This is a genomic window from Helicobacter pullorum, from assembly GCF_900638355.1.
Classification (GTDB): Bacteria; Campylobacterota; Campylobacteria; order Campylobacterales; family Helicobacteraceae; genus Helicobacter_D; species Helicobacter_D pullorum.
In genome coordinates, this window is record NZ_LR134509.1 from 1,488,806 (window position 1) to 1,514,103 (window position 25,298).

A 25,298-nucleotide genomic window follows, 5' to 3' on the forward strand; every position below is an offset into this window, starting at 1 on the left:
CATTACATTAATTGCATTGATTAATTATATTAATTATTAGTTAGTTAGGTTATATTCCACTTATCAAACCAAAGCCAAGCAAAAGAATAATGCCTAGCTTATTATTAATTCAATATTAAAGAGAAGCAAAGATTCTATAATTCTATAAAAGAATCTTTGATAAATGAAAGTTTATCTTGTAAAAGAAACTTTAAGAAATCAAATCTCATCTATTACAAGAACTTTATAGATTAATCTTATTTCTAAAGTCTTTTACAAGAATTTTAAAAGAATTAAATCTCATCTATTCAATTCAATTTGATTCAATTCAATTCATTAATGATTTAATCAATAAATAAATCAATCAATGAATGAATTAATCTGATTTGATTAATGAATTTGATGAATAATTCAACCAACCAATTTAATCCAATCAATCTTAGCTCCTACCACCACACTCCTAATCTAATATACCCTGCATGAGATTGCACTCCATTTGCAAAGATACCACTATAATTTAAAGCAATGTTAGCATTCTCTCCTAAAGCATAGCTTATTCCTACTTGAGTAGTTCCATAGAGTTCTTCTACATTAATATCAGCAGATTGTTTTAATCCAGCAATAACTCCACTTCCTTTAGCATCATTATAAACATTATACATTGCACCTAAAGAAGCCATTGTTTTAAACACATTATTCCATGCTCTTTGCCATCTAAGTGAGGCACTAATATCAAAGAAATTAACATCTTGTGTATAATAATGCTCACTTACTCCTCCTAGGTGTCTTAGTCTAAAGGAATCTGTACTAATTCCTTGATAACTAATTCCAATCTCTGGAGAAAGAACAGAGTTATTATAGATATTATAATAATTAGCCCCTACTTTTAAATCTGCACCATATCCATAAGAATCTACTTGAGAATTAATAGTAGTGCTTCCAGAGCGATAGGTTTTATATAAATTGGTATCCCCTTTATCTATTCTTGTATTAGCAGAGAGATAATATTCACTTACTCCTTTTCTTGCAAAAACATTATAATAAGTTAATCCTCCATAATAAACTTTTTCATCAAAGTCTAATCTTTGTTGTCCTACTTGTTTATCTGAACTTTCATATCCAAAGTAGATTCCTAATATTCCTCTCTCACTAGGTAGTTTTGCTTGTGCTCCTGCTAGGATACCTGATGCATGAGATTTTAGAGTTCCTACTCCTCCATCTAATTGTGCTGAAGTGTATCTTGTATAAGGGAGTGCAAAGGTATAGAGATTATCCTTATCTCCTGTATGGCTAATAAAGATGTCATCAAGCTCTCTTAAGAGATCTAAATTAGAATAAGTTTCTTGATTAGCTTTAGTGGTTGCTTGAAGATTATCTAGGCTTGCTAGAGTATCTTTGTTATAATAATCCACTACTTCTATTGCATCACTTTTGATATTAGAATTATTAGCATAAGTGCTTAAAGAAGTAGATTCTTTAGAACTTACTCTTTTTAATTCTTTATTGTCTTTGGTTAATCCATTCAGATAAGATTCTCTTTGTTGTTTATAGTTTTCTAAGAGAGCTTGTTGGTTTTTTAATCTTTCTCTTTGCTCTAAGATTTCAAAGTCTGTTTTAAAGTTTTTAACATTAATTTCTCTTAGCATATTATTAGTATCAATCTGTCGTATTCTTGATGAATAGATTAAAGAAGCACCTAGAGTTTTACCGGAGAGTTCTTGAGTGTCTAAGCCTACGCTGTAAGTTCCATCTCCATTGTCTGTTGGTGTAAAGATATCAATAAAGGTTAAAGCATTAAAGAGTTCATCATCTTGACTAAAATCTTGTCCGATAGAATCTCCACCTTCATTTTGAATATAATCATAATAATTATAGATTTTTCCACTTTCAAGATTTCCTTCTACAAAGATAGAATCTTCTTTTAAATGGATTCCATCTTTATTACTACCATCTGCTATGATAATAGGATTTGTTGGATTATCTGGATTATCCAAAGTCCAACCATCAATGTGGGTATTAGAATTACTTCCTGTATTAGTAATAGCTCCAATATTACCACCGGGCTTATTCTCTCCACCATTGATAATGGTTGTAGTTCCTCCATTGCTTGTAGTAATTCCTCCAATGCTTCCACTATTGATAGCAGTGGTAGTTCCTCCATTGCTTGTAGTAATTCCACCAATGCTTCCACTATTATTAACAGTCATGCTTCCAGAATCATTAGTAATTGATTTTTCAATAGTTCCACTATTATTAAGATTATCTACACTAGCTCCACTACTAAAGTGCATACAATTTGCAATGGCTCCATTAGTGTTATTGATATTTCCTATTCTACCACCCTCTAGGATAATACAACCAGCAATGGTGCTAGAATTTTGGATTAAATCAACTTGTGAATTACCTGCTACCCTTACATTTCCATTGATACTTCCAGAGTTAGAAATGGCAGTTACTACATTAGAAATAGTATCTAAAGAGATAGCATCATTAGAAGCATTTTGAATACTTCCGTTATTGATGATTGTATGAGAGGAATTAATTATCCCTTCATTAATGATTGTTCCAATATTACTATTTCCATTAGAGATGATTTGTCCTGTAATGGTTCCATTATTAATATTCACGAGATTAGTAATGGTTCCATTATTGTTTTTAATATCACCTGAGATAGTTCCTTGATTTTTGATTGAATCATATCTACCATTGCTATTATCAATTCCTGCAATAACAGAATTTGTACCATTGAGTAGATTTTTAATCGTGTTTTTGCTTCTATTATAGATAGTTCCCATTGTTCCTGTATTAGTTAATGTATCAATGTGTCCATCATTGTATAAATTACCGCTAATGGTTCCACTATTAATAAAGCTTGTGATGGTAGAATTAGTGTTGTTTGTGATAGTGCCACTAATGGTTCCTTGATTTGCTAGATTAGTAATCAATCCGCTATTAGTGATATCTCCATTAATTTGGCTTGTAGTGCCAGAGTTGCTAAGTAGTTGCATATTTCCTTTGTTTTCAAGCGAACCTGTAATAATCCCTTTATTCTCTAAGCCTTGATTGTTGCTTGCAAAAATTAAAGCTGTAGAATTATTAAGAGTTGTATTTTCTGCAATAATTGCATAATTTGTAATACTTCCATTTCCACTATAATTAAGGTTTTTATTGACTGCTAAAGCACCAATGTTTGAATTATTAGTTAGACTACTATTATTTGCATTATTGATAATAGTTGTAATGCTTCCAGAGTTTGTAACGCTATTAGAGCTTCCCTCTAGGGTTAAAGTACCTGCAAGAGTTCCTAAGTTATTTACACTACCATTAGTTGCATTGAGGGTGATTCCATAATCTGCAGTTAATGTTTTATCCTTTGCAATATCAATATTAGAAGTAATATTTGCATTCGTCTCTTGATTATAAATTACACTCTCATTAATATCTAATGCAGCAATATTAGAATTATTTGCATTAATAATCGTTCCATTAGTAGCATTATTGATAATTGTTCCATTGATACTACCAGAGTTTGTAATGGTTGAAGTGTTTGCACTATTTGTTAAATTACCATTAATGGTTCCTGCATTACTTAGAGTATTAGAACTTCCCTTTAGGGTTAAATTCCCTTCAATGATTCCTAAGTTATTTACATTACCTTTATTTGCATTGAGGGTGATTCCATTAGTTGCAGTTAATGTTTTATCCTGTGCTACTTGTAAGGCATTAGTGATACTTCCATTGCCAGTGTAAGTTACACTTTCTTTAACTATTAAAGAACCGATATTAGCATTATTTGCGATTCCATTAGTTACATTCCCTGTAACATTTAGTGTAGTAATCTCTCCAGAGTTAGTAATACTTCCTGTGATACTTCCTGTGTTGATGGTTGTGATAATGGAGCTAGTATTATCATTAGTAATATCGCCTGTAATCAACCCTGTATTATTTATCATTCCAATTTGAGAAGAGTTGGTAATACCATTAGCATTAATTTTACCCTCATTAGTTATATTTGTAATACTTCCATTATTAGTAATACCATTTTGGATAGTTCCGTTACTATCATTCAAGATTGAAGTAAGAGTATGACCACTATTATTTGCGATACTCCCTCCAATAATCCCCTCATTGTTGATAAATGATGCTAAAGTTTCATCATAATCATCTGGACAACCTCCACTAGGACAAGTTCCTGTTAGATTAACATTCCCTGTAATAGTTCCTGTATTTTTTAAAGCTGCAATATTATTCCCTAAATCTCCAGTGATTACTTTAGAATTTGAAACACCATAAATAGTTCCTGTATTATTGAATTTACCAATGGTTCCATTATTTTCATAAAAAGCAATAAATTTTTGATTGTTAAATTCTTTAATACTTCCAGAGTTTGTAAAATCACCAATGTTTCCATTATTAGTTAATGTTCCATTAATGATTCCTTGATTGTCAAAGTCAGTAATAACGCCTGTATTAGTAATATCACCTGTGATAGTTCCCCCTAATTGATTTTCAAAGTTAGTGATACTTCCATTATTGGTTAAAGTACCATTAAAGCTTCCAGAGTTTGTAAAATCTGCAATAGTGGAATTATTTACATTGGTGATATTTCCATTGATAGTTCCTGCATTGTCAATCGTTCCATTTGTTGCTTTGAAGTTTAGATTTCCAGCTCCATTATTTCCAATTGTAAGAGTATAGCCATTTCCACTATTATTTTGCACCACCAAAGAATTAGTAATGCTTCCATTACCTGTTAGAGTTTTATTAGAATCTACTATTACATTGACTAAATTACCATTATTAGCAATAGAGCCTCCCACTTTGCTTGTGTTTAGGGTATTAATAATCCCATTATTTCCATTAGTTAAGATTCCTGTAATGCTTCCTGTATTAAATTCAGTGAGATTTCCATTATTAGTAAAGTTTCCTTGCAATACTCCAAAAGTCCAATCAGTGGTTAGGGTATTGATGAGATTCCCTATAATAGTTCCCTCATTGGTGATGGTTTTTACTGAATTAGCAGTGTTGGCATTCTCTGCAAGAGTTAGAGTTCCATTACCACCAGCACCATTGCTAATAGTAAATTGAGTTGTATTTCCTGTAACATTTAAAGCATTTGTGATACTTCCAGCTCCGGCATAGGTTACATTGCTTTTTACATTTAAATTAGCGATATTTGAATTGTTTGTGATTCCATTTGTTACATTTCCTGTAACATTTAATTCTTGTATTGTAGCATTGTTAGCAATACTTCCACTAATACTTCCCGTGTTAAAGCTTTTAATAGTAGAGCCATTTTGGTTGTTTAGACTTCCACTAATAATTCCTGCATTATTAATCGTTCCTGTTGCATTATTAGCAAATAAAATATTGATTCCATCAGTAGAAGCATTTAATGTTTTACTGCCTGCAATATCCAAAGCATTAGTAATGCTACCAGTTCCGATATAAGTAGTATTATTTTGTAAATCTAAAGAACCGATATTTGAATTGTTTGTGATTCCATTAGCAATGTTTGAACCATTTTGAATGGTAAGGGAGTTAATAATACCATTATTATCGTTAGCAATTCCATTATTAATGATTCCTGTAACATTTAAATCCGTAATGCTTCCAGAATTCGTTAATGTTCCTATATTTTTATTGATAATTAAATTTGTAATACTTCCTTCATTTAAGAAATTATTTTGAATATTTCCTGCTTTTAATTCTCCAATAGTTCCTGTATTGATAAAATGTCCTTGAATATTACTCTCATTAGTCCAAATAGCTAAATTAGCACTATTTTTTAAATGTCCTACTAGAGTTGAGCCATTTGCTAAGTTTAAAGTAGAGCCATCTTGTAAGGTTGCACCATCACTTCTTAGTTCAATAGTTCCTGTGTTACGACCCGTTGAATCTTTAATATCCAAAGTAGCACCACTTGCTACACTAAGAACATCGGTGATAATACCATTATCACTTCTATAAACAATGGTTCCTCCATTACCGCCACTAGTGCTTCCATTTTGAATATCTAATTTAGCGATAGTTCCTTCATTAGTGATTGTATTATTAACATTAGTTCCTGTATTAGAAGTAATTGTGCCTATATTACCTTCATTAGCAATCCCATTATTAATTGTATTTGATGAAGCAAGGGTGATATTTGAGATTGTTCCCCCTGAAGCGTTTGTGATTCCATTTGTAATGGTGCTAGTGCCATTTAAAGCAATGTTTGTAATAGTCCCTCTATTATTAACAATGCTTCCGATAGAGGAAGTGCCATTTAGGGTAAGATTTGAGATTACACCTTTTGCGTTACCACCACTAGTATTACCTATATCTATACCACCGATATAGGCATCACTATTTAGCGTTAAATTATCGATTGTTGCAGTATCGCCATTAGAATTTGTTGTAAGCCCTTGAAAATTAATACCCCCTGTGATTGTTCCACCATTTAGATTTAAAGTAGAGATTTTTGAATTATTATCAAGCTGGACTTTTTTAGTGATTTCACCACTTATATCCATTCGATTGATTGTTCCATTACCTCCTGTTCCATGAATTGCACTGACATTACCCTCAAGAGTTCCAGCAATAGCAATAGAATCTGTAATCTTAGAATTACCCACCAAAGAAATATCACCTGTCATCGTAGAACCATTACCGATATTAATACTATCTATGGTTATATTACCGCCACTATTCGCAGTTGAAAGAGAAATATTCCCTGTCATATTTGCAGAATCAAGGACAATACCATTTTGTATTCTTGCATTGTTAGTTAGTGATATATTACCCGCCAAACTTCCATTGTTAATTGCAATTCCACCGATACGAGAAGAATTTCGAGCGTTGATATTACCATCCAATGTTCCACCATTTGCAATGGTGATTCCATCTGTGATTCCTTGGCTTGTAGTTAATGTGATATCTCCATCTAGTTTTGGAGTGCCATTTGTCCCACTACCACCCATATTAGAACCATCAATGAGTATTTTTGAAATTCTGGATGAACCAGCTAGGGAGATATTACCTGTCAAACTTGCATTATTGCCACTTCCACCGGTAGAATTTCCACCAATAGTGATTCCATTAGTGATTCTGGCATTACCCTCCAAAGAAATATTACCTGTCATATTTGCAGAATCTTGGAAAGTTATGCTTTCACCTGTAAATCTATTATTAAAATCGAAATTCCCCTCTAATCTTGAGTTATCCTTTGCTACAATCTCTCCAAGAGAGGTTGCCCTACTGCTTTGCGTCCAAATTATATTTTTGAAATTTCTAGTCGATTGGGTTAGACTTTGACCTGAAAAAGTCAAATTTGCCCCTGCTTGGTCTTCAATAGCAAATACACTACTCCAATCTTTATTTGTGCCCGAATTTAATATTATTGTCCCGCTATTTACAATACTATCAACTCTCCCATGTAGCAAGATATTAGCATTTATAGACACCATTGTTCCATTATTGATTATTTCATTGATACTTGCATTTGTATTCCTCTCAGCTCCTACAACTATATTTCTCCACTTTCCAATACCAGTAATTGTTCCATCATTGGTAAGACTTATCGCATTTCCTTGTATGCTAAACATTCCATTATCGCTATAACCATCTGCAACTGTTCTTTGTACATGAGCGCCTTGAGTAATAGATAATGTTCCAGTGCTTCCAGTAGCTTTAATCTGAATAGCAGTGCGAGAGCTATCAAATATAACATCACTTGAAATGGTGCAATCAAAAGTGCCACCAGGACAACCACCTCCATCAGTACTCCAATCCGCCACCGCTTGACTTGATAATGCTGAAGCCAAAGCAATAGAAATCGGAATGGTGCGGATAAAGGATTTTAACTTGCTAGAATTTTTGGTTTTTTTGGATTGTTTAGATTGTTTAGAATCACAAGTGTTTTTGGCTCTTTGAATCTTTTTGGGTTGTTTGGATTCCGATTCTTTGTTTGATTTTTGGGAAATTTTAGAATCTAGTTTGGGACTAGATTCTAATTTCATTGAATCTTTGGAGGTTTTAGAAACCTTAGAATCTTTTAATTTTGGGGAGTTGGATTCTAATTTTGCGAAATCTTTGGGATTAGATTCTAATTGTATTTTAGAATCTTGAATCTTGGTAGTTTGAATCTTATTTGGATTTTGAGATTCTAAAGCTTTGTTTGTTTTGGGATTAGAATCTAAGCCTTTAGCATTTTTTGGATTTTCTAGGGGTTGATTATTGAGAGATTGCCCCCCCCCCCCCACTAGGGTAGCATTCTTTGTTTGGTTAGACATTTAATTCTCCTTAAATATATAATGAAAATTACAAAAAAATATTTGAAATTTTATAAAATTCAAGCTAACTTTAAAATAATAAATAAAATATTTATATTTTATTAAAATCACTTTTATAATGGGGGGGGGGGGGGCATAATGTGTTTATAAGGGGCATTAGCAATCATTAAAAATAAATTATTAGGGGGTGTTTATTTATTTTTGAAAGTGAAAAAATACAAAAGTAAAAAATGAATTTTGAGATAAAAATAGCTAAAATCTCAAATCTTTGGAAAAATCCAAAGATTTGTTATGCAAGAGTTAGTTTAATAATGAATCCAAACGGCTTTGTAGATATTGATTGTTAAAAGATGCTGCATAAAGTGCCGCATTGGCTTTTAGCTTGGCTGTATTTAGCTCATTGTAATTTTCTGCTAAATCATCATCTAGCAAATTCCCCTCTGCTGCTTTTAGATTTACCACTGTGTTCATACTTGAATTAATACCGGATTGAATCCCATTCATCGCAGCTCCGATGTCTGCACGACTCATACCCACTTGCTCAATAAAATCCAAAATGCTTTGTTGGTTATTGACGCTCAAATTTGCGGTATTTGGTGCTTGTAGATTGATACTTTCTGTGCCATTACCGGTTACAAAACTCATCTGCCCACTAAAAACATTTTTGCCATTAAAGGTTGCTTGACTAACTGCATCATTCATAGATTGCGTTAATGCTGTCGCTTCATTTTGAATCATGGCTCTTTGGGAGCTATTCAAAGCCGGATTCCCCAATGCCACAGAAAGTTCATTGATTTGGATTGCAGAATCAGTCAAAGTCGAGAGTGTGCCATCTGCGATTTGCAATACACCTAGTGCATCATTAGCATTGCGAATCCCTTGAGACATTGAATTAGCCTGTGCCAAAAGTGCATTAGCAATAGCCAAACTCGCTCCATCAGTAGATTCTATGGGGCGTGGAGAAGAGATTTTTTGAAGTGCTTTTTCTTCTTCTTCCTTTGCTTTATTGAGGTTAATCAAGCTTTCATTTGTGTTTTGTGTGTTGCCAATTTTCATTCTTTAACTCCTTGCTTAAAATTTGCTTCCTTGCTTTGTAGAAAGTTAAGCATTTTTCATTCCACTTTCTATTTTTTGCTCTAAATATTTGGTGTGGATAACTCCTCTTTTAAAATCGTCATTTTTCATCATTTCTTTATGGAAATCAATCGTCGTCTTAATACCCTCGATACAAAACTCATCTAAAGCCCTTTGCATTCTTGCTATGGCTTCATCGCGAGTTTTGCCCCACACGATAAGTTTGCCAATCATCGAATCATAAAACATCGGCACTACATATCCGGCATAAGCGTGGCTATCAATCCGCACATTATTTCCTCCCGGTGCAATCCATTTGGTAATCTTACCTGCTGATGGATAAAACTTCACTGGATCTTCTGCGGTGATTCTGCACTCTATGGCACAGCCATCAAAGCTTACAGAATCTTGCTTTGGCAATTCTTTGCCCTCTGCGATTTCAATCATTAGCTTAATAATATCAAGTCCGCTTACAAGCTCGCTTACAGGGTGCTCTACTTGCAATCTCGTATTCATTTCCATAAAATAGAAATTTTGCTCATTATCTAATAAAAATTCATAAGTCCCTGCACCTACATATTTAATCGCTTTTGTCGCTTGAATGGCGGTTTCTAAAAGCTTTTTTCTTGTATGTGGCTCTAAAGTCGGCGCTGGGGATTCTTCAATTAGCTTTTGGTGTCTTCTTTGGAGTGAGCAATCTCTCTCTCCAATATGCAAAACATTTCCATGTTTATCAGCAAGAATCTGCACTTCAATATGTTTTGGCTTGTCAATAAACTTCTCCATATAAATCGTGCCATCACCAAATGCACTGATTGCTTCACTTTCTGCTGCTAAATAGGCATTAAACATATTTTCTTCACTTTGGACAATACGCATTCCCCTACCGCCTCCACCTGCTGCGGCTTTCAAAATCACTGGATAACCGATTTCTTTTGCAAGTTTGAGGGCTTCTTCTTTGGATTTTATCGCACCATCACTACCGGGAATCACAGGCACACCGGCATTTTTCATCACTTCTTTGGCTTTGCTTTTATCGCTCATTAATGCCATTACTTCGGAATTAGGACCTATAAACTCGATATTGTGGTATTTGCAAATTTCAACAAAGTTTTGATTTTCACTCAAAAAACCATATCCCGGGAAAATCGCATCTGCACTAAAAAGCTCCGCTGCTGAAATAATCGCTGGGATATTCAAATAACTCTCACTTGATTTATCCCCACCTATACAAACTTTTGCATCTGCTAAATCCAAATAATGTGCATCTTTATCTGCTGTGGAATACACTGCAATTGCCTTTTTGCCCATTTCTTTGATTGTGCGGATAGCTCTAAGTGCGATTTCTCCACGATTAGCAATCAAAATTGTATTGATTTGTTTATTTGACATTAGATTTTCTCCACCACAAATAGAGGCGAATTGTATTCCACAGGCTGTGCGTCAGTTGGGATAATTTCTTTTATCACACAATCAAACTCCGCTTCAATCTCATTCATAATTTTCATCGCCTCAATAATTGCTAGAGTTTGTCCCTTTTTGACTTTATCCCCTACATTTACATATGCTGGTGCATCTGGGGAGGGACAACGATAAAAAGTCCCAACCATCGGAGAATTAATTGTTTCTCCTCTTGTTGTAGGACTTTGGATAGGTGCTTGAGGTGCAACTTCTATTTGAGAGGGAGATTGAGGGATTTGCGTCGTAATGGGAGATAAAATTTGTGTATTTTGAGATTCTACAATTTGAGGGGTTTTTATGCCCTTTTCTAATTTGATTTTAGAATTTTCTTGTGTGATACTAAGCGCATTAAGAGAGCTTGCATCAAAAATCTTGATGAGTTCTTTTATTTCTTTAAAATCCATATTTCAAGCCTTTATTGAATTTAATTTGTTATAATAGCACATTTCTTATACAAAAAAGTTAAAAGGAATTATAAATGGGATTAAAAGAAGATTCTTGGATAAGAAAAATGGCATTAGAACACAAAATGATTGAGCCTTTTTGTGAAAATCAAATAGGCAAAGGTGTCGTAAGCTATGGATTATCTAGCTATGGGTATGATATAAGAGTAAGCAATGAATTCAAAATTTTTACCAACATTAATGCAATGGTAGTGGATCCAAAAAACTTTGATTCTGCTAATGTTGTGGATTTTGTCGGTGATGTGTGTATCGTCCCGCCTAATTCCTTTGCACTAGCAAGAACAATAGAATATTTTAAGATTCCACGCAATACTTTAGCAATCTGCCTTGGCAAAAGCACTTACGCACGATGTGGAATCATCGTCAATGTTACGCCATTTGAACCAGAATTTGAAGGGCATATCACAATTGAAATTAGCAATACTACGCCACTTCCAGCAAAAATCTATGCTAATGAAGGAATCGCACAAGTATTGTTTTTGGAAGGTGATGCACCTTGTGAAGTGAGCTACAAAGACAAAAAAGGCAAATATCAATCCCAAGAAGGAATCACACTTCCTAAGATTCTCAAATAACTTTTGCCCTATTCTTCTTAGGGCTTAGATTCTTGCAAACAAATGCCTTTGGCGTATTGCTTTGTTTTGATTAATTTTCCGCTTTTATCATATTCTTTTGCTATGCCCTCTTCTTTTCCATCTTGCACAGGTGTAACACACCAAATCTGCCCATTTTCATAATACACTTTCTCTTCCCCATACATTACCCCATTTTCAAAATACGCTTCATACTTTAGCTGTCCATTAGGATAGTATTCTCTTACTTCGCCACATTCTTCATCTTCTTTGTAAGAAGTTTCAGCTTTTAGTATTCCACTTTCATAAAACCACTTATCCACGCCCTGCTTTTTATCCTCTACATAAGGGGTTTGGGATTCAAGATTGCCATTTTCATAAAACCACTTTACAATTCCACACTTTTTGCCTTCTTTGTATGGAATCTCTGCTTTAATCGCTCCGCTTGGATAATACCACTTCTCTACTCCATATTTGCTATTGTCCAAATAAACACTTTCTAACTCTAAATTCCCCTGTGTATCATACTGCTTCATTACGCCACTTACTTTATCTTCAATGAGACTCATTTCTAGCATTAATTTGCCATCTTCATAATATTGCTTTGTAATACCATTTCTTTTTCCATTTTTGTAAAGGACTTCTGCTTTTAGCACACCATTTGGATAGTAAGTTTTTTCTATTTCCTCACTCATTGCCTACCCATTTATAGATAATTTTGTGTGTAATTTTCTCTAAGATATTTCGCAAAAATTTCCAGTGCATTACCGCCCCACCAAGCAATCCAATCACACTTCCAATAGCAATATCCAAAACCCTTGCTTGAATAAGTATATCTGGATTGTAATTCATAAAACTTCCCACCTCTGCCAAATAAGTCGTATAGGGCGTTACAAATATCATTGCCAAAGCATAATTTCGCACAACAACTAATTCGGCAAAAAACATCAAAATCATCATCAAAATTGCAAACTCAATAGGGCTAAAATGAAAGTGCAAAAGAAAATAAGCAAAGCTAACTCCAACAATTGTGCCAAGAATCCTTTGTGTTTGTTTAATCCAAATTTGCTTAAAAGTAATTGCTGTTAGGACAGCTGCACAACTCACCCCAACCCAATATCCCCTCTCTAACTCCAAAAATCCTTGCAAATAGGTAGCAAAAGCAACAAAACTCGCAATAATAATAGGATCAATCACAATCACTCCAAAACCAAACTCACCAGCCTTTGGAATCGGCTTTGGGGTATGCTTAAAAATATAAATCACACTCAAAGAATAAAGAAGCACCATTGCATTTGCGACAATTGTCCCAACTGCTACAAGCCCTATTACCATAAAATAATCTTCGATTTTAAAGGGTATATAAGTCCCAATAAGTGCTGCAAAAGTAAAAAAGAAAAATCCCGGAGCACCTATATTAAAATACCTTACAACTTGTGCGCTTACCATTGTTACAATAAATGCAATCAAAGGAATGAGGCTTGGAAAAAGCTGCCCTACTAAGCCCAAACTAAACGCAAGTATCATCCCAAAAGCACAAGACATACTTAAAACCATTTTGTGATAAATCGGCGTATCTGGCACATACAAAAAGATATTTGCCCCAATAATCGCCACAAGCCCTAAATCAGGACGCTTAAAATAAGCCGCAACAAACAAAATAATTGCGACCCCAACCCCTGCAAAAAATGGCATTTGCCACAATCTATCGCTTTTGTTCCAAGTAAAAATTAATCCTATTTCGCCTTTGAGCCTTTCAAGATTCATCTACAATCCTCATTGATACCATTAGTTTTAAAGTTTAAAATGAGGGCATTTTACCACATACTAGTTAAATTTGCTATAATCACAAAAATATTCAATACCAAAGGAATTTTAGCAAATGAAAATCATTGCAAGCAACTTCAAAACCAACCATACAAGAAAATCCACCAAAGAATTTTGCAAAACTTTGCAAGACTTCTTAATGCACCAAAAAATCCCTCATAAAATTACAATTTTCCCTCCTGCAACTGCACTTTTGGATAATGATTTTAACGACTTTAAAATCGGCTCTCAAAATGCTTATCCTGCTGATAATGGCTCTTTTACTGGAGAAATTGGACTAGACCAACTCCGAGAATTTGCAATTAATTCACTCATCATTGGGCATAGTGAAAGGCGAGAGATTTTAGGGGAATCCCAAAAAATGTGTGCCAAAAAATTTGATTTTTTTAAGGCACAAAACTTTGAAATTTTTTATTGCATTGGTGAATCTTTGGAAATCAAAAACAAAGGTTTGCAAGCCACTTTGGATTTTTTGGATTCTCAACTTGATGGTATTGATTTAAACTACCCAAAACTTATTATTGCTTATGAGCCTATTTGGGCAATTGGAACTGGAGTAAGTGCAAGTTTGCAAGAAATTGAGACAATCCACACGCATTTAAAGCAAAAATTGGATAAAATTCCACTTTTGTATGGTGGCAGTGTCAAAGCAAATAACACCAAAGATATTTTAAATATTCAAGGGGTTGATGGCGTGCTTATAGGCAGTGCGAGCTGGGAAATTTCTAGCTTTTTAGAAATTTTAAAAAATTCACTTTAGGAGTAAAATTATGATTATGCAAGGCAAAAAAGGATTAATTGTCGGGGTAGCAAATAATAAATCTATCGCTTATGGAATCACAAAGGCTTGTAAAGAACAAGGTGCAACTATCGCCCTTACCTATATGAATGAATCTATCCAAAAACGCGTTTTACCTATCGCACAAGAAATACAAAGCCCTTATGTTTATGAACTTGATGTCAGCAAAAAAGAGCATTTTGCGGCTTTAAGAGAGCAAATCAAAAAAGATTTTGGAACACTTGATTTTTTGGTGCATAGTGTCGCTTTTGCACCCAAAGAAGCATTAGATGGCAGTTTTTTGGAAACTAGCAAAGAAGCTTTTAATATTGCTATGGAAATCTCTGTGTATTCACTCATTGAACTATGCCGAGAACTAGAGCCTATTTTAGCACCTAATGCTTCAATCCTCACGCTTAGTTATCTAGGCAGTGTAAAGCATGTCGCACATTATAATGTTATGGGAGTGGCAAAAGCAGCCTTAGAATCAAGTGTCCGCTATCTTGCCCACGATTTGGGAGTAAAAGGGATTAGGGTTAATGCTATCTCTGCTGGACCTATAAGAACACTTGCAGCAAGCGGAATTGGGGATTTCAAATTTATTCTTAATTGGAATGAAGCAAACTCTCCATTACGCAAAAATGTAAGTATTGAAGAAGTAGGAAATTCTGCTATGTATTTGCTCTCACCTCTTGGGAGTGCCGTTACAGGAGAAATTCACTATGTAGATTGTGGATATAATATTATGGGAATGGCAGCTGTTGAAGAAATAGATGGCAAAGCGTCACTTGTATGGGATAGAGTGAAGTAAAACTAAGCTTTTGGTTTAAGGAAAATTATGGAAGCACAATTAATGAATCTAGCAATTGAAACCTACAAAATCACGCTGGTTTTGTCGCTTCCTATGCTTCTTGTTGGGCTAGTGATAGGATTGCTCATCAGCATTTTTCAAGCCACTACACAAATCAATGAAATGACTTTGACTTTCGTCCCAAAGATTCTTGCTGTAATTGTTGTGATTATTTTTACTATGCCATGGATGTTAAATATGCTCATCGACTTTACTGCGCGTATTTTTAATATGATGCCTACTTTTATTTTTTGATGATTCAAAAAGTTATTGATTTTGCAGTTTATAGCAGTATCAAAATTGGTGCTGCACTTCAAGTTTCAATCATACAAACTCCACAAGACTATTATGAATCCCTGCAACACACAATATCTCCAAACATCGTTGGTGCGGCAAATAATCTATTAGTCTCGCCTAATGCAAAAAATCTTATTATGCTTGATAAAAAGTTTTCTTATATCAAAGATTGTGGAGATTACCTAGAAGTCGGGGCTTTAACACCTAGTGGCAAACTTTTTTCTTATGCAAAAAAACATAATTTAGCAGGTTTTGAGATTCTAAGTGGATTGCCCGGCAGTATTGGCGGTATTATCAAAATGAATGCTGGATTAAAAGAATACGAAATCAAATCCACACTCTTAGGCATTTTAAGTGTCCAAAAATCGCCAACTTTAGATTTCATCAAAGCAGATTCTTTGCAATTATCTTATCGTTCAAGCGCTATCAATCAACTTATCTTCGCAGGTATTTTTAAAAAAGAGCAAGGTTTTAATCCAAATCTTGTAAAACTTTTTAAAGAAATGCGAGAAAATCAACCTAAAGATCCGAGTTTTGGAAGCTGTTTCAAAAATCCTCCCAATGATTTTGCTGGGAGACTCATTGAATCTGTTGGATTAAAAGGCGTTCCTTTTGGTGCCAACAAAACGCTAATGTTTAGCCCAAAACATGCAAATTTTCTAATCAATTTAGGCAAAAGTTCTTTTGATGAGGCATTAGAATTGATACTTCTTGCAAAAGATTATGTTTCCAAAAAACATAATATTACCTTACAAAATGAGGTGCAAATTTTGCAATAAAATCAATTCACCAAGAAAGTAAAACTTAAAGTTTTAAAAAATCTAAGAATAAATATATTTTTGAGAGTGTTATAGTGGCTCCGGATGTAGGATTCGAACCTACGACCAAGCGGTTAACAGCCGCCTACTCTACCGCTGAGCTAATCCGGAATATAAAAAAGAATTGAAATTATATAAAAAATGCTTTTTTGTGTCAATAGATTTTAGGAATTTTCAATAAAATTTTCTTAGAATTTTGATTTTAGCTCCAAAAAATATTACAATTAGCACTTTGATTTTATATCCTAAAAAGAGGTTTATATGGGACGAGCATTTGAATACCGCAGAGCAAGCAAAGAAAAGCGTTGGGATAAAATGTCTAAACTTTTTCCAAAACTAGGAAAGGCAATTAGTATCGCTGTCAAAGAGGGTGGAAGCGGAGATCCTGATATGAATTCCAAACTCCGCACTGCTATTATGGCAGCAAAAGCACAAAATATGCCAAAAGACAATATCGAAGCAGCAATCAAAAGGGCTTTGGGCAAAGATGGAATCCAAATCACAGAAGTTAATTATGAGATAAAAGCACCTCATGGGGCATTATTTTTTGTCGAATGTGCAACAGATAACACAACTCGCACGGTAGCAAATCTCAAAAGTTATGTCAATAAATTTGGCGGGCAAATGCTCACTAATAATTCTTTAGAGTTTATGTTTTCTCGCAAAGCACATTTTGAAGTAGCAAAAGAGGGTTTGGGGAATTTAGAAGAGCTTGAGCTTGAACTCATCGACTATGGTTTAGAATCAATGGAAATAGAAGATGAAATTGTGCATATTTATGGAGATTATACAAGCTTTGGAAGTCTTGCAAATGCACTAGAAAAAATAAATGCTGATGTCAAAAAAGCCGCTTTAGAAAGAATCGCAAATAATCCTGTCGAATTTAGCGAAGAACAACTTGTAGATATTGAAAAATTATTAGATAGGATTGAAGATGATGATGATGTCCAAGCAGTTTTTACCAATATCGCTTAAAGGCAAAAGTGATAAAATCACGATAAAAATCACACTTTCTAGGCTTTTAAGTAAAATTATTTCAAAATGCTTGATGTAAATTTAATTTTAAGGATTGCAAAATGATGAATCAATTAACCAAAGATAATTTTCACAATGAAACCAAAGAAGGTGTTTGCCTTGTAGCAGTGGGTGCGCCTTGGTGTCCTGATTGCAAAAAGATTGAACCTATTATGGGAATGCTTATGCAAGAATATGCACAAAAGGTGAAATTTGGTATCGTTATGGCAGATGAACAAGAAGAACTCAAAGAGCAGCTCAATGTCCGCAGAATCCCTACTTTGATTTTTTACAAAAATGGCACAGAAGTTGGGGAAAGACTTGTAGAGCCAAACTCTAAAGCCATGATTGAAGATGCTATCAAAAAAGCTATTGAAGCTTAATCTACTCTTTCAAATTAGGCATTATGCCAAATGCCATAATGCCTAATCCCCATTTTACCCTCTTACATAATCTTAACATAAGCACTTTTTGGCTAAAATAAATCTAAAAGCCATATATTAAGGAAACCTATGCAAAATCAACACAAAAGAGATGGATTTGTCAAAATTCTAGGGTTAGTTATACTGATTATTTTTATAGGTGGCGGAATATTTATGCTATCTTCTGATAAATTTGAAAAAGAATCTCCAAAAATTAGCATAAAAGAGGAAGCAGTTTGGAATCTCAAAGATTATTTCCCCATACAAATTACAGATAATTCTGGGATTTATAACTACACAATTAGCTTATTGCTCAATCAAGAAAAAATCCCTCTCCAAACTCAAATTTTATCTTCCAAAGATTCACAATGCCTAAATGATGGTGCAGAATTGACCCCATCTCAAGAAATCCAAGAATCCCCAAAAAGCCTATGTATAGGAATCCAAAAGCCCAAAAATATCAAAAATTCTACAAAAGAAATTACACTAGAGATTCAAGCAACAGATACAAGCAAATGGAATTTCTTTGCAGGAAATACAACCACTCAAACTATTCGCATTCCCATTGATACCAAAAAACCTCAACTCGCCATTCTTTCACATTCTTATAAAATCACACAAGGCGGGAGCGCTCTTGTAGTTTTTCGTGCAATAGATGACAATCTCAAACAAATTAGAATCTCTAATGGAAAATCCGACTTTTTCCCCCAACCTTTTTACAAAGAAGGCTTTTATATTTCCCTCATTGCATGGGATAAAAACAATTCCGATTTTAATGCAAAAATCTATGTAAGCGACAAAGCAGGCAATGTTAGCATTACGCCTATCAACTTCTATCTCCAAAAAAAGCAATATCGTAGCTCTACTATACCGCTTACAGATTCTTTTATTGATGGCAAAATTTCTACCCTTGTCCAAGAAATCGGCGAAAAAGATTTAGAAGATTTCCCTGATAAGCTCTCGATTTTTAAATACATTAATGAAGATGTGCGAAAAAGCAATGCCGCTAAAGTCTATGAAACCGCCTCTAATTATGATAGGGAAACTTTGGTAGAAAATTTTTCTATCCAACCTTTCTCGCCTCTCAAAAATGGTGCTGTTATGGCAAGTTTTGGCGATCATAGGACTTTTAACTATCAAGGGCAAAATGTGAGTGAATCTAATCATATGGGACTTGATCTAGCAAGCACCAAACAAGCACCCATTCTCTTAAGCAACCCCGGAGTAGTTACACTTAGTGAATTTGTAGGCATTAATGGAAACACTCTAATTATTTATCATGGACTTGGATTATCTACACTCTATGCACATTTAACAAGCCAAAATGTCAATGTTGGAGATACTCTAAATGCAGGGGAAGTGATTGCCAAAACAGGAAATACAGGATTAGCTCTAGGCGACCATTTGCATTTTAGTGTGTTAGTGCAAGGACACGAAGTTTGGACAGCAGAATGGCTTGATTCTCACTGGATAAAAGCCAACATAACAGATATTATCAACGAAGCAAAACTAATCATCAATCAATTATAAGGGGCATTATGGTTCAAGCACGACAAAGGAATGTTAGAGCATTTATCTTTATGCAAGGGGAAGAAGAAGAAACCATTGCCTATATTCAAAAAAATTTTATTTTGCTCAAAGATTTTTTATTGATTTTTACTTATCCACTCAATGACAATCTCCTAAAATTTCTACAAACACAAAACCTTAATTTTGTAGAATACAAAAATACCTCCAAACTCGCCCAACAAGAATCCTCCCAAACACAACCTATTCAAAACACACAAGAATCCACACAAGAAAAAACACCAGAAATAAAAACTCTAACCCTCCACAAAACAATTCGCAGCGGTGAAGAAATCATAACAAAAGGCGATATTACAATTTTTGGTCGTGTCAATAGCGGAGCGAGCATTCAAGCTCAAGGCAATGTTCAGATTTTTGGCGAAATTAATGGAAATGTTTTTTGCAATGGTTCTTATATGATACTTGGTCCTACAAAAGAGGGCAATATACTTTTTGATGGTGAAATTATTGACAAAGAAAAACTCTCTTCTCAAGGTTATAAAAAAATTTACAAAAAAAATGATACAATTGTAATAGAGGAATTACTATGAATGAACAAACACTTTCCAAACCCATTGAGCTAGTAGGTATTGGCTTACACAAAGGTGTGCCTGTAAAAATGCGTTTAGAACCATTAGAAGAAGGGAGTGGGATTCATTTTTATCGGAGTGATGTGGGAGTAAATATTCCTTTGAAACCAGAAAATGTTGTGGATACAACAATGGCAACGGTCATTGCAAAAGATGGTTTTAAAGTTTCTACAATCGAACATTTACTCTCTGCAATCCATGCTTATGGGATTGATAATCTAAGAATCGTTTTAGACAATGAGGAAGTCCCTATTATGGATGGAAGTAGCATAGGATATTGTATGCTCATAGAAGAAGCCGGCATCCAACAACAACAAGCCCCCAAAAAAGTGCTTAAAATCAAATCCCCCATTGAAATAAAAGAAGGGGATAAATTTGTGCGTTTAGAGCCGAGTGAGCAATGTATTTTTGACTTTTCTATTCATTTTCCTCACCCAGCTATTGGGACACAAAAATACAAATTCACTTTTTCTACTCGCAACTATAAAGAAGAAATTGCAAGAGCAAGGACTTTTGGCTTTTTAAGCGAAGTGCAATATCTACGCTCACAAGGACTTGCATTAGGGGGTTCTTTGGATAATGCAATTGTTTTAGATGATACAACTATTCTCAATAAAGAGGGATTGCGTTATAAAGAAGAATTTGTCCGCCATAAAATTTTAGATGCAATTGGAGATATGTCCTTACTTGGTATTCCTTTGCTTGGTGCGTATGTTTCTTATGCAGGAAGCCATAAACTCAACCATCTTTTAACCAAAAAGATTTTTGAAGAGAGTCAAGCTTATGAGATTGTTCAATCTAGTCAGCCACAAAAAATCTATGACTACTCATTGGTTTATCAAAATATCTAAGATTTCAAATGTTGCAAATCTTCATTATCCCAACAAGTCAGCCTATTCTTATTGGTTTGTATAAGGATTATCATTTGCTAGAAGAATATACCCTTCAAGCACAACTCTCCGAATCTCTCATTCCCTTTTTTTCTAAGCTCAAACAGCAAAAAAAAGATTTTGAAAGCCTCTATTTCGTGCGTGGTCCGGGTAGTTTTATGGCACTCAAACTCATTTATCTATTTGCAAAAACAATGCAAATTACACAAAATATCAATCTCTTTGGGGCTATTGGATTTCACTTCAATGAAAATTCCCCTATCAAAGCTTATGGGAATTGCTATTTCATCAAAGAAGAAAACCAAGTTATCTTAAAAAACTTTTCCACTCCCCCAAAAACAAAACCCTATGCTCTCCCCAAACAACTCAATCCAAACTTTTTTTCACAAGAGATAGAGCCTCTTTATCTCCTGCCCCCTGTGTAAAATGACAATTCAAAAAAAAGCCACTATTATCTCAAGCCTTGTCGCTTCTGTCTTGATTTGTGTAAAATTTATCGTTGGAATCTTGAGTGGTTCTATTGCAGTCCTTGCTTCTGCTATTGATTCATTGCTTGATTTATGTGCCTCACTTTTCAATCTTTATGCTATTTCAAAATCTGAAAAACCCGCCGATTTGCATTTTAATTATGGTAGAGGAAAAATCGAATCTTTGGCAGCTGTAATTGAAGGGAGCGTTATTTGCATCTCTGGAATCTTCATCTTTTATCAATCCTGCAAAAAGCTCATCTATGGACATCAACTTGAATTGCTCGCATATTCTTTAGGTGTGATGATTTTCTCGACCTTTGTAACCTTTTTTCTTGTCCTTTATTTAAGCTATGTTGCCAAAAAAAGCAATAATCTTGTTATCAAAGCAGATGCCCTGCATTACAAAACGGATATTTTGAGTAATTTAGCGGTTCTTTTTGCATTGATTTTGGTGCATTTCACAGGCATTAGCGAATTTGATGCACTCTTTGGAATAGGGATTGGAATCTATATTGTTTATTCTGCTTTTTTCTTGCTTAAAAGTGGAGTTTTAATCTTGCTTGATGAAGCACTTGATGATGATATTTTGGATTCTATTAAAACCATACTTGATTCAAACAAAGACATTCAAAGTTATCATGATTTAAAAACAAGACAAAGTGGAGAGACTTATTTTGTGGAAGTCCATTTGGTATTTAACCCCGATATTTCTTTGCTTAAAGCACACGATATTGCAGATACTATCGAAAATTCTATTAAAGCTCTTCGGGGCAACTGGATTATTATCACTCACTTAGACCCTCACGATGATGGAGAAAATAATGCAATATCTACTTGATTTTTTACAAACCAATCCGATTAATAAAACCAAAATTTACCCCTTCTTGCGTTGCACAAAAGAAGAAGCATTGATTTTGAGATATTTCTGCCAAGAAATCTTAAAAGGCAATGATGAAATTATTTGCCTTGATATTATTAACTCTCTTTTTGCCCCAAATAATGATGAAGAAATCTTGAAATTCCTTCCTTTGTTTAAAAATTTATTAGATTTAGGTTGGCTGACACAAAACATTTTTCTAAAAAACTTAAGCAATGAGATTCTCTTTTTGGAATTACTCAATTCTGCATTTTCTTTAAGCAGCAGTTTTTTAAAACTCATTCAAGAAGGCGGAATCTATCCAAAACTCCCAAAAATCATTCCCTACTCTGACCATTTGGATTATCTAAAAGACCAATTTTTAGTCATTGACCTCCTCTCAAGCCTCGTCCCTTACAAAAAAGACACTCTCTCTTCACCCCTTTTGGAAAAAGGCAAACAAAAAATAAAATCCCTCCAAGAGCGTATCAAACAAAAGCTTGAACTAACCAAAGATAAACCCGCCCTTGAGATTCTTTTCAAAGAATACAACCTTAATTTACAAGAAAAAATCATCTTTCTAGCATTACTAAAAGAAGAATATTCAGGCAAAGAATCCCAAGCAAGAGAGCTTAATGCCCTTATCAATCTAGTTAGCATGAATGATTATGAAAGAATCAAAAATCGCGCATTGCTTGATGATAGAAGCAAACTCGTGCAAAAAGGCTTAGTTAATTACGATGAGATTCTAGGCAATTTTAGTGGAATCAACCGCACTTTTTTTATTCCCGATGAGATTCTAAAAAAAATCACCCACCCCAACAACGAAGAAAAAAGGCAAAAAATTAGCCTCCAATCCCTCATTGATGAACAAGATATTTTTGAATTTCTTCAACCCAAAATTCCCCTTAGCGAAGTTGTGCTAAATCCAAACACAAGAGAAACTCTAGAGACACTTTTAAAACAAATGGATTCTAAGGTTTTACAAAACCTCAAAAAATGGGGCATAAAAGACAAAAAACGCGGAATTGATGCAAAAATCATTTTTTATGGCACCGCAGGGACAGGAAAAACACTGACTGCTTTAGCACTTGCAAAATCACTCAAAAAAAGCATTTTAAGCTTTGATTGCTCAAAAATCCTCTCAATGTATGTTGGAGAAAGCGAAAAAAATGTGCGAAAAATCTTTGATACTTACAAAGAATTATGCAAAGAAAGCAAAGAAAGCCCTATTTTATTATTAGATGAAGCAGACCAATTTTTAAGTATGCGTAGCACAAGTGCCAGTGGAGCTGATAAAATGCACAACCAAATGCAAAATATTTTCCTAGAACAAATTGAAAAATTTGATGGAATCTTAATTGCCACAACCAACCTATTAGAGACTATCGACACTGCTTTTTCAAGACGCTTTAATTATAAGATTGAATTTAAAAAACCAAACTTAGAAGAGAGGCTTTTATTGTGGGAAAAACTCTTGCCCAAAAACGCTCCCTATGAAAAAAATTTCAATCTTAAATCCCTAGCAGATTTTCCATTGACTGGCGGACAAATTTCACTCATCATCAAAAATTCCGCTTTTCTTGTTGCTGCGCAAAAATCTCCGCTTTTTACTATTCAAATATTCATTGATGAGATTAAGCGTGAATTAAATTCAAATTTTGATGGACAAAGAGAAATGGGATTTCACATTTAACTTCATAATTTGCAAGTTTTTTGTTAAGATACATTTTAAATTATACACAAGGTAACTACAATGCGTTTTTCAAAAATAGGCTTTATTTTGGCAGCAGCAGGAAGTGCTATCGGACTTGGCGGGATTTGGAAATTCCCCTATATGGTGGGAGAAAGTGGGGGCGGGGCTTTTGTCCTTGTATTTATCATTGCTTTTTTGATATTTGGATTGAGCGTTTTTATTGTAGAAATGATCTTAGGTAGGGCAAGTGAGCGTGATAGCTTTAGCACCTTTTATACCCTTGCTCCCAAAGACAAAAAATATCTCCAATATGGTGGTATAATGGTTTTTTCAGGCATAATGATTTTTTCATTTTATGTAATTGTGCTTGGGTGGCTTACACATTATATGTTTTTAAGTATCACAGGAATGCCAAAAACGCTTGAAGCTACAAAATCTCTATGGGAGCATTTTATAGGGGAACAAATAGGCTATCAATTATTGTGGCATTTTATCATCGTGGCACTTTGTGCTTATGTGCTCAACCAAGGCATCAAAAAAGGGATTGAACGACTTAACCTCATCTTAATGCCCTTGCTTTTGATTATTTTTGTTGGGCTTTTAGTTTATTCTATGTGCCAAGATTCTTTTATGGAATCTTTTAAATTTTTATTTGCGCCTGATTTTAGCAAACTCACTCCACAAGTTATTGTTGATGCGATAGGACAGGCTTTCTTTGCGCTTTCTTTGGGTGTAGGTGTAATCCTCACTTATGCAAATTCATTGCCCAAAAAGGGCAATTTCATACGCTCTGCTGTGATTGTAGCGTTATTAAATTTCTTCTTTTGCCTTATGGCTGGACTTGTGATTTTTACCTTTATTTTTGGTTATGGTGCAGAGCCAGATAGTGGAACGGGGCTAGTTTTCATCTCTTTGCCTTTGATTTTTGCAAATATGGGCATAAGTGGGCAAATCATTGCTTTTTTGTTTTTTGTTGCACTCATTTTTGCAGGAATCACTTCTGCAATTTCTATGCTAGAACCACTCAACGCTTGGTTAATTGACAAATTTTCTTTTTCACGCACCAAAGCAAACCTTACAAGTATCGGCATCTCTTATGTGCTTGGTATTTTATTGCTTTTAAGTAATAGTGTATTGTTTGGAGAACATTTAAGCCTTTTGGGTAAAAATCTCTTTGGCTGGTTTGACTATATTAGTGCATCTTATATGCTTCCTTTAGCAGGTGTTTTTATGTGTTTGTTTGTAGGTTGGATACTCCCAAAAAGCAAAGTCTATGCAATGTGTGAAGGACATCTAACAGGCAAAATCTTTCATCTTTGGTATTTTATCATTAAGTATATCGCTCCACTAGGGATTTTAGCGGCAATGATTACACTTGCCATAGGGGGATTCTAAACCCAA

At 34.4% G+C, this 25,298-nt stretch carries 20 protein-coding genes and 1 tRNA gene; 14 read left to right on the forward strand and 7 right to left on the reverse strand.

Annotated features, from left to right (window positions below):
* Positions 1 to 425: 425 nt before the first annotated feature.
* The 4 genes from EL247_RS07250 to accB form a co-directional block, all read right to left on the reverse strand.
* Positions 426 to 8,252, reverse strand: coding sequence for a hypothetical protein (locus EL247_RS07250; RefSeq protein WP_126442142.1), 7,827 nt, complete (start codon positions 8,250 to 8,252; stop codon positions 426 to 428).
* 300 nt (positions 8,253 to 8,552) lie between these two features.
* On the reverse strand, positions 8,553 to 9,308 hold the full coding sequence (locus EL247_RS07255; RefSeq protein ID WP_005021303.1) for a flagellin: 756 nt from the start codon (positions 9,306 to 9,308) through the stop codon (positions 8,553 to 8,555).
* 45 nt (positions 9,309 to 9,353) lie between these two features.
* The gene (locus tag EL247_RS07260; protein WP_005021304.1) at positions 9,354 to 10,718 is read right to left on the reverse strand and encodes an acetyl-CoA carboxylase biotin carboxylase subunit; all 1,365 of its coding nucleotides are present in this window, start codon (positions 10,716 to 10,718) and stop codon (positions 9,354 to 9,356) included.
* On the reverse strand, positions 10,718 to 11,191 hold the full coding sequence (gene accB, locus EL247_RS07265) for an acetyl-CoA carboxylase biotin carboxyl carrier protein (protein ID WP_005021305.1): 474 nt from the start codon (positions 11,189 to 11,191) through the stop codon (positions 10,718 to 10,720). Before accB ends, EL247_RS07260 begins: the two co-directional genes overlap by 1 nt.
* 74 nt (positions 11,192 to 11,265) lie before the next feature.
* Here accB and dcd point away from each other — a divergent pair, with 74 nt between their 5' ends.
* Complete coding sequence (dcd, locus tag EL247_RS07270) at positions 11,266 to 11,826, forward strand: dCTP deaminase (protein ID WP_005021306.1); 561 nt, start codon at positions 11,266 to 11,268, stop codon at positions 11,824 to 11,826.
* 17 nt (positions 11,827 to 11,843) lie between these two features.
* Here dcd and EL247_RS07275 read toward each other — a convergent pair whose 3' ends face one another.
* Entirely contained in the window at positions 11,844 to 12,518 is a 675-nt protein-coding gene (locus EL247_RS07275) for a toxin-antitoxin system YwqK family antitoxin (protein ID WP_104745533.1), read from the reverse strand.
* Positions 12,511 to 13,590, reverse strand: a complete 1,080-nt coding sequence (locus EL247_RS07280) for an FUSC family protein (RefSeq protein WP_054197853.1) — start codon at positions 13,588 to 13,590, stop codon at positions 12,511 to 12,513. The genes EL247_RS07275 and EL247_RS07280 overlap by 8 nt, the downstream gene beginning before the upstream one ends.
* A 115-nt stretch (positions 13,591 to 13,705) precedes the next feature.
* Between EL247_RS07280 and EL247_RS07285 the strand changes: the two genes are divergently transcribed.
* Genes EL247_RS07285 through EL247_RS07300 form a run of 4 tightly spaced genes read left to right on the forward strand, consistent with a single transcriptional unit; the run spans position 13,706 to position 16,354 of the window.
* Complete coding sequence (locus EL247_RS07285; protein ID WP_005021311.1) at positions 13,706 to 14,410, forward strand: triose-phosphate isomerase; 705 nt, start codon at positions 13,706 to 13,708, stop codon at positions 14,408 to 14,410.
* 10 nt (positions 14,411 to 14,420) lie between these two features.
* The gene (gene fabI / locus EL247_RS07290) at positions 14,421 to 15,239 is read left to right on the forward strand and encodes an enoyl-ACP reductase FabI (protein WP_005021318.1); all 819 of its coding nucleotides are present in this window, start codon (positions 14,421 to 14,423) and stop codon (positions 15,237 to 15,239) included.
* Between the two features lie 27 nt (positions 15,240 to 15,266).
* Positions 15,267 to 15,533: a flagellar biosynthesis protein FliQ gene (fliQ, locus tag EL247_RS07295; RefSeq protein ID WP_005021320.1), complete on the forward strand. Its 267-nt coding sequence runs from the start codon at positions 15,267 to 15,269 to the stop codon at positions 15,531 to 15,533.
* Positions 15,533 to 16,354 carry a UDP-N-acetylmuramate dehydrogenase gene (locus tag EL247_RS07300; protein WP_065827294.1) on the forward strand — a complete coding sequence of 274 codons (822 nt, stop codon included), beginning with the start codon at positions 15,533 to 15,535 and terminating at the stop codon, positions 16,352 to 16,354. Before fliQ ends, EL247_RS07300 begins: the two co-directional genes overlap by 1 nt.
* 75 nt (positions 16,355 to 16,429) lie before the next feature.
* On the opposite strand, the gene EL247_RS07305 is transcribed toward EL247_RS07300, so the two are convergent.
* Positions 16,430 to 16,504 (reverse strand) — tRNA-Asn (locus EL247_RS07305).
* Positions 16,505 to 16,654: 150 nt separating this feature from the next.
* Here EL247_RS07305 and EL247_RS07310 point away from each other — a divergent pair.
* The 9 genes from EL247_RS07310 (at position 16,655) to EL247_RS07350 (ending at position 25,292) form a co-directional block, all read left to right on the forward strand.
* Positions 16,655 to 17,368, forward strand: a complete 714-nt coding sequence (locus tag EL247_RS07310; protein WP_126442143.1) for a YebC/PmpR family DNA-binding transcriptional regulator — start codon at positions 16,655 to 16,657, stop codon at positions 17,366 to 17,368.
* 101 nt (positions 17,369 to 17,469) lie between these two features.
* Positions 17,470 to 17,790 carry a thioredoxin family protein gene (locus tag EL247_RS07315; protein WP_172594062.1) on the forward strand — a complete coding sequence of 107 codons (321 nt, stop codon included), beginning with the start codon at positions 17,470 to 17,472 and terminating at the stop codon, positions 17,788 to 17,790.
* Between the two features lie 129 nt (positions 17,791 to 17,919).
* Complete coding sequence (locus tag EL247_RS07320; RefSeq protein ID WP_054195092.1) at positions 17,920 to 19,359, forward strand: M23 family metallopeptidase; 1,440 nt, start codon at positions 17,920 to 17,922, stop codon at positions 19,357 to 19,359.
* Between the two features lie 8 nt (positions 19,360 to 19,367).
* Positions 19,368 to 19,946 (forward strand): septum site-determining protein MinC, encoded by a 579-nt coding sequence (locus EL247_RS07325; RefSeq protein ID WP_104745535.1) that lies wholly within the window; start codon positions 19,368 to 19,370, stop codon positions 19,944 to 19,946.
* Positions 19,943 to 20,836 (forward strand): UDP-3-O-acyl-N-acetylglucosamine deacetylase, encoded by an 894-nt coding sequence (lpxC, locus tag EL247_RS07330; protein ID WP_005021329.1) that lies wholly within the window; start codon positions 19,943 to 19,945, stop codon positions 20,834 to 20,836. The genes EL247_RS07325 and lpxC overlap by 4 nt, the downstream gene beginning before the upstream one ends.
* 8 nt (positions 20,837 to 20,844) lie before the next feature.
* A complete protein-coding gene (locus EL247_RS07335) occupies positions 20,845 to 21,300 on the forward strand; it encodes a hypothetical protein (protein WP_005021330.1) in 456 nt (151 codons plus the stop codon).
* A 1-nt stretch (position 21,301) separates the two neighbouring features.
* Positions 21,302 to 22,183, forward strand: a complete 882-nt coding sequence (locus EL247_RS07340) for a cation diffusion facilitator family transporter (protein WP_104745537.1) — start codon at positions 21,302 to 21,304, stop codon at positions 22,181 to 22,183.
* Positions 22,167 to 23,897, forward strand: a complete 1,731-nt coding sequence (locus tag EL247_RS07345; protein ID WP_054197860.1) for an ATP-binding protein — start codon at positions 22,167 to 22,169, stop codon at positions 23,895 to 23,897. The genes EL247_RS07340 and EL247_RS07345 overlap by 17 nt, the downstream gene beginning before the upstream one ends.
* A gap of 60 nt (positions 23,898 to 23,957) precedes the next feature.
* Positions 23,958 to 25,292: a sodium-dependent transporter gene (locus EL247_RS07350; protein WP_054197861.1), complete on the forward strand. Its 1,335-nt coding sequence runs from the start codon at positions 23,958 to 23,960 to the stop codon at positions 25,290 to 25,292.
* Positions 25,293 to 25,298: the final 6 nt, after the last annotated feature.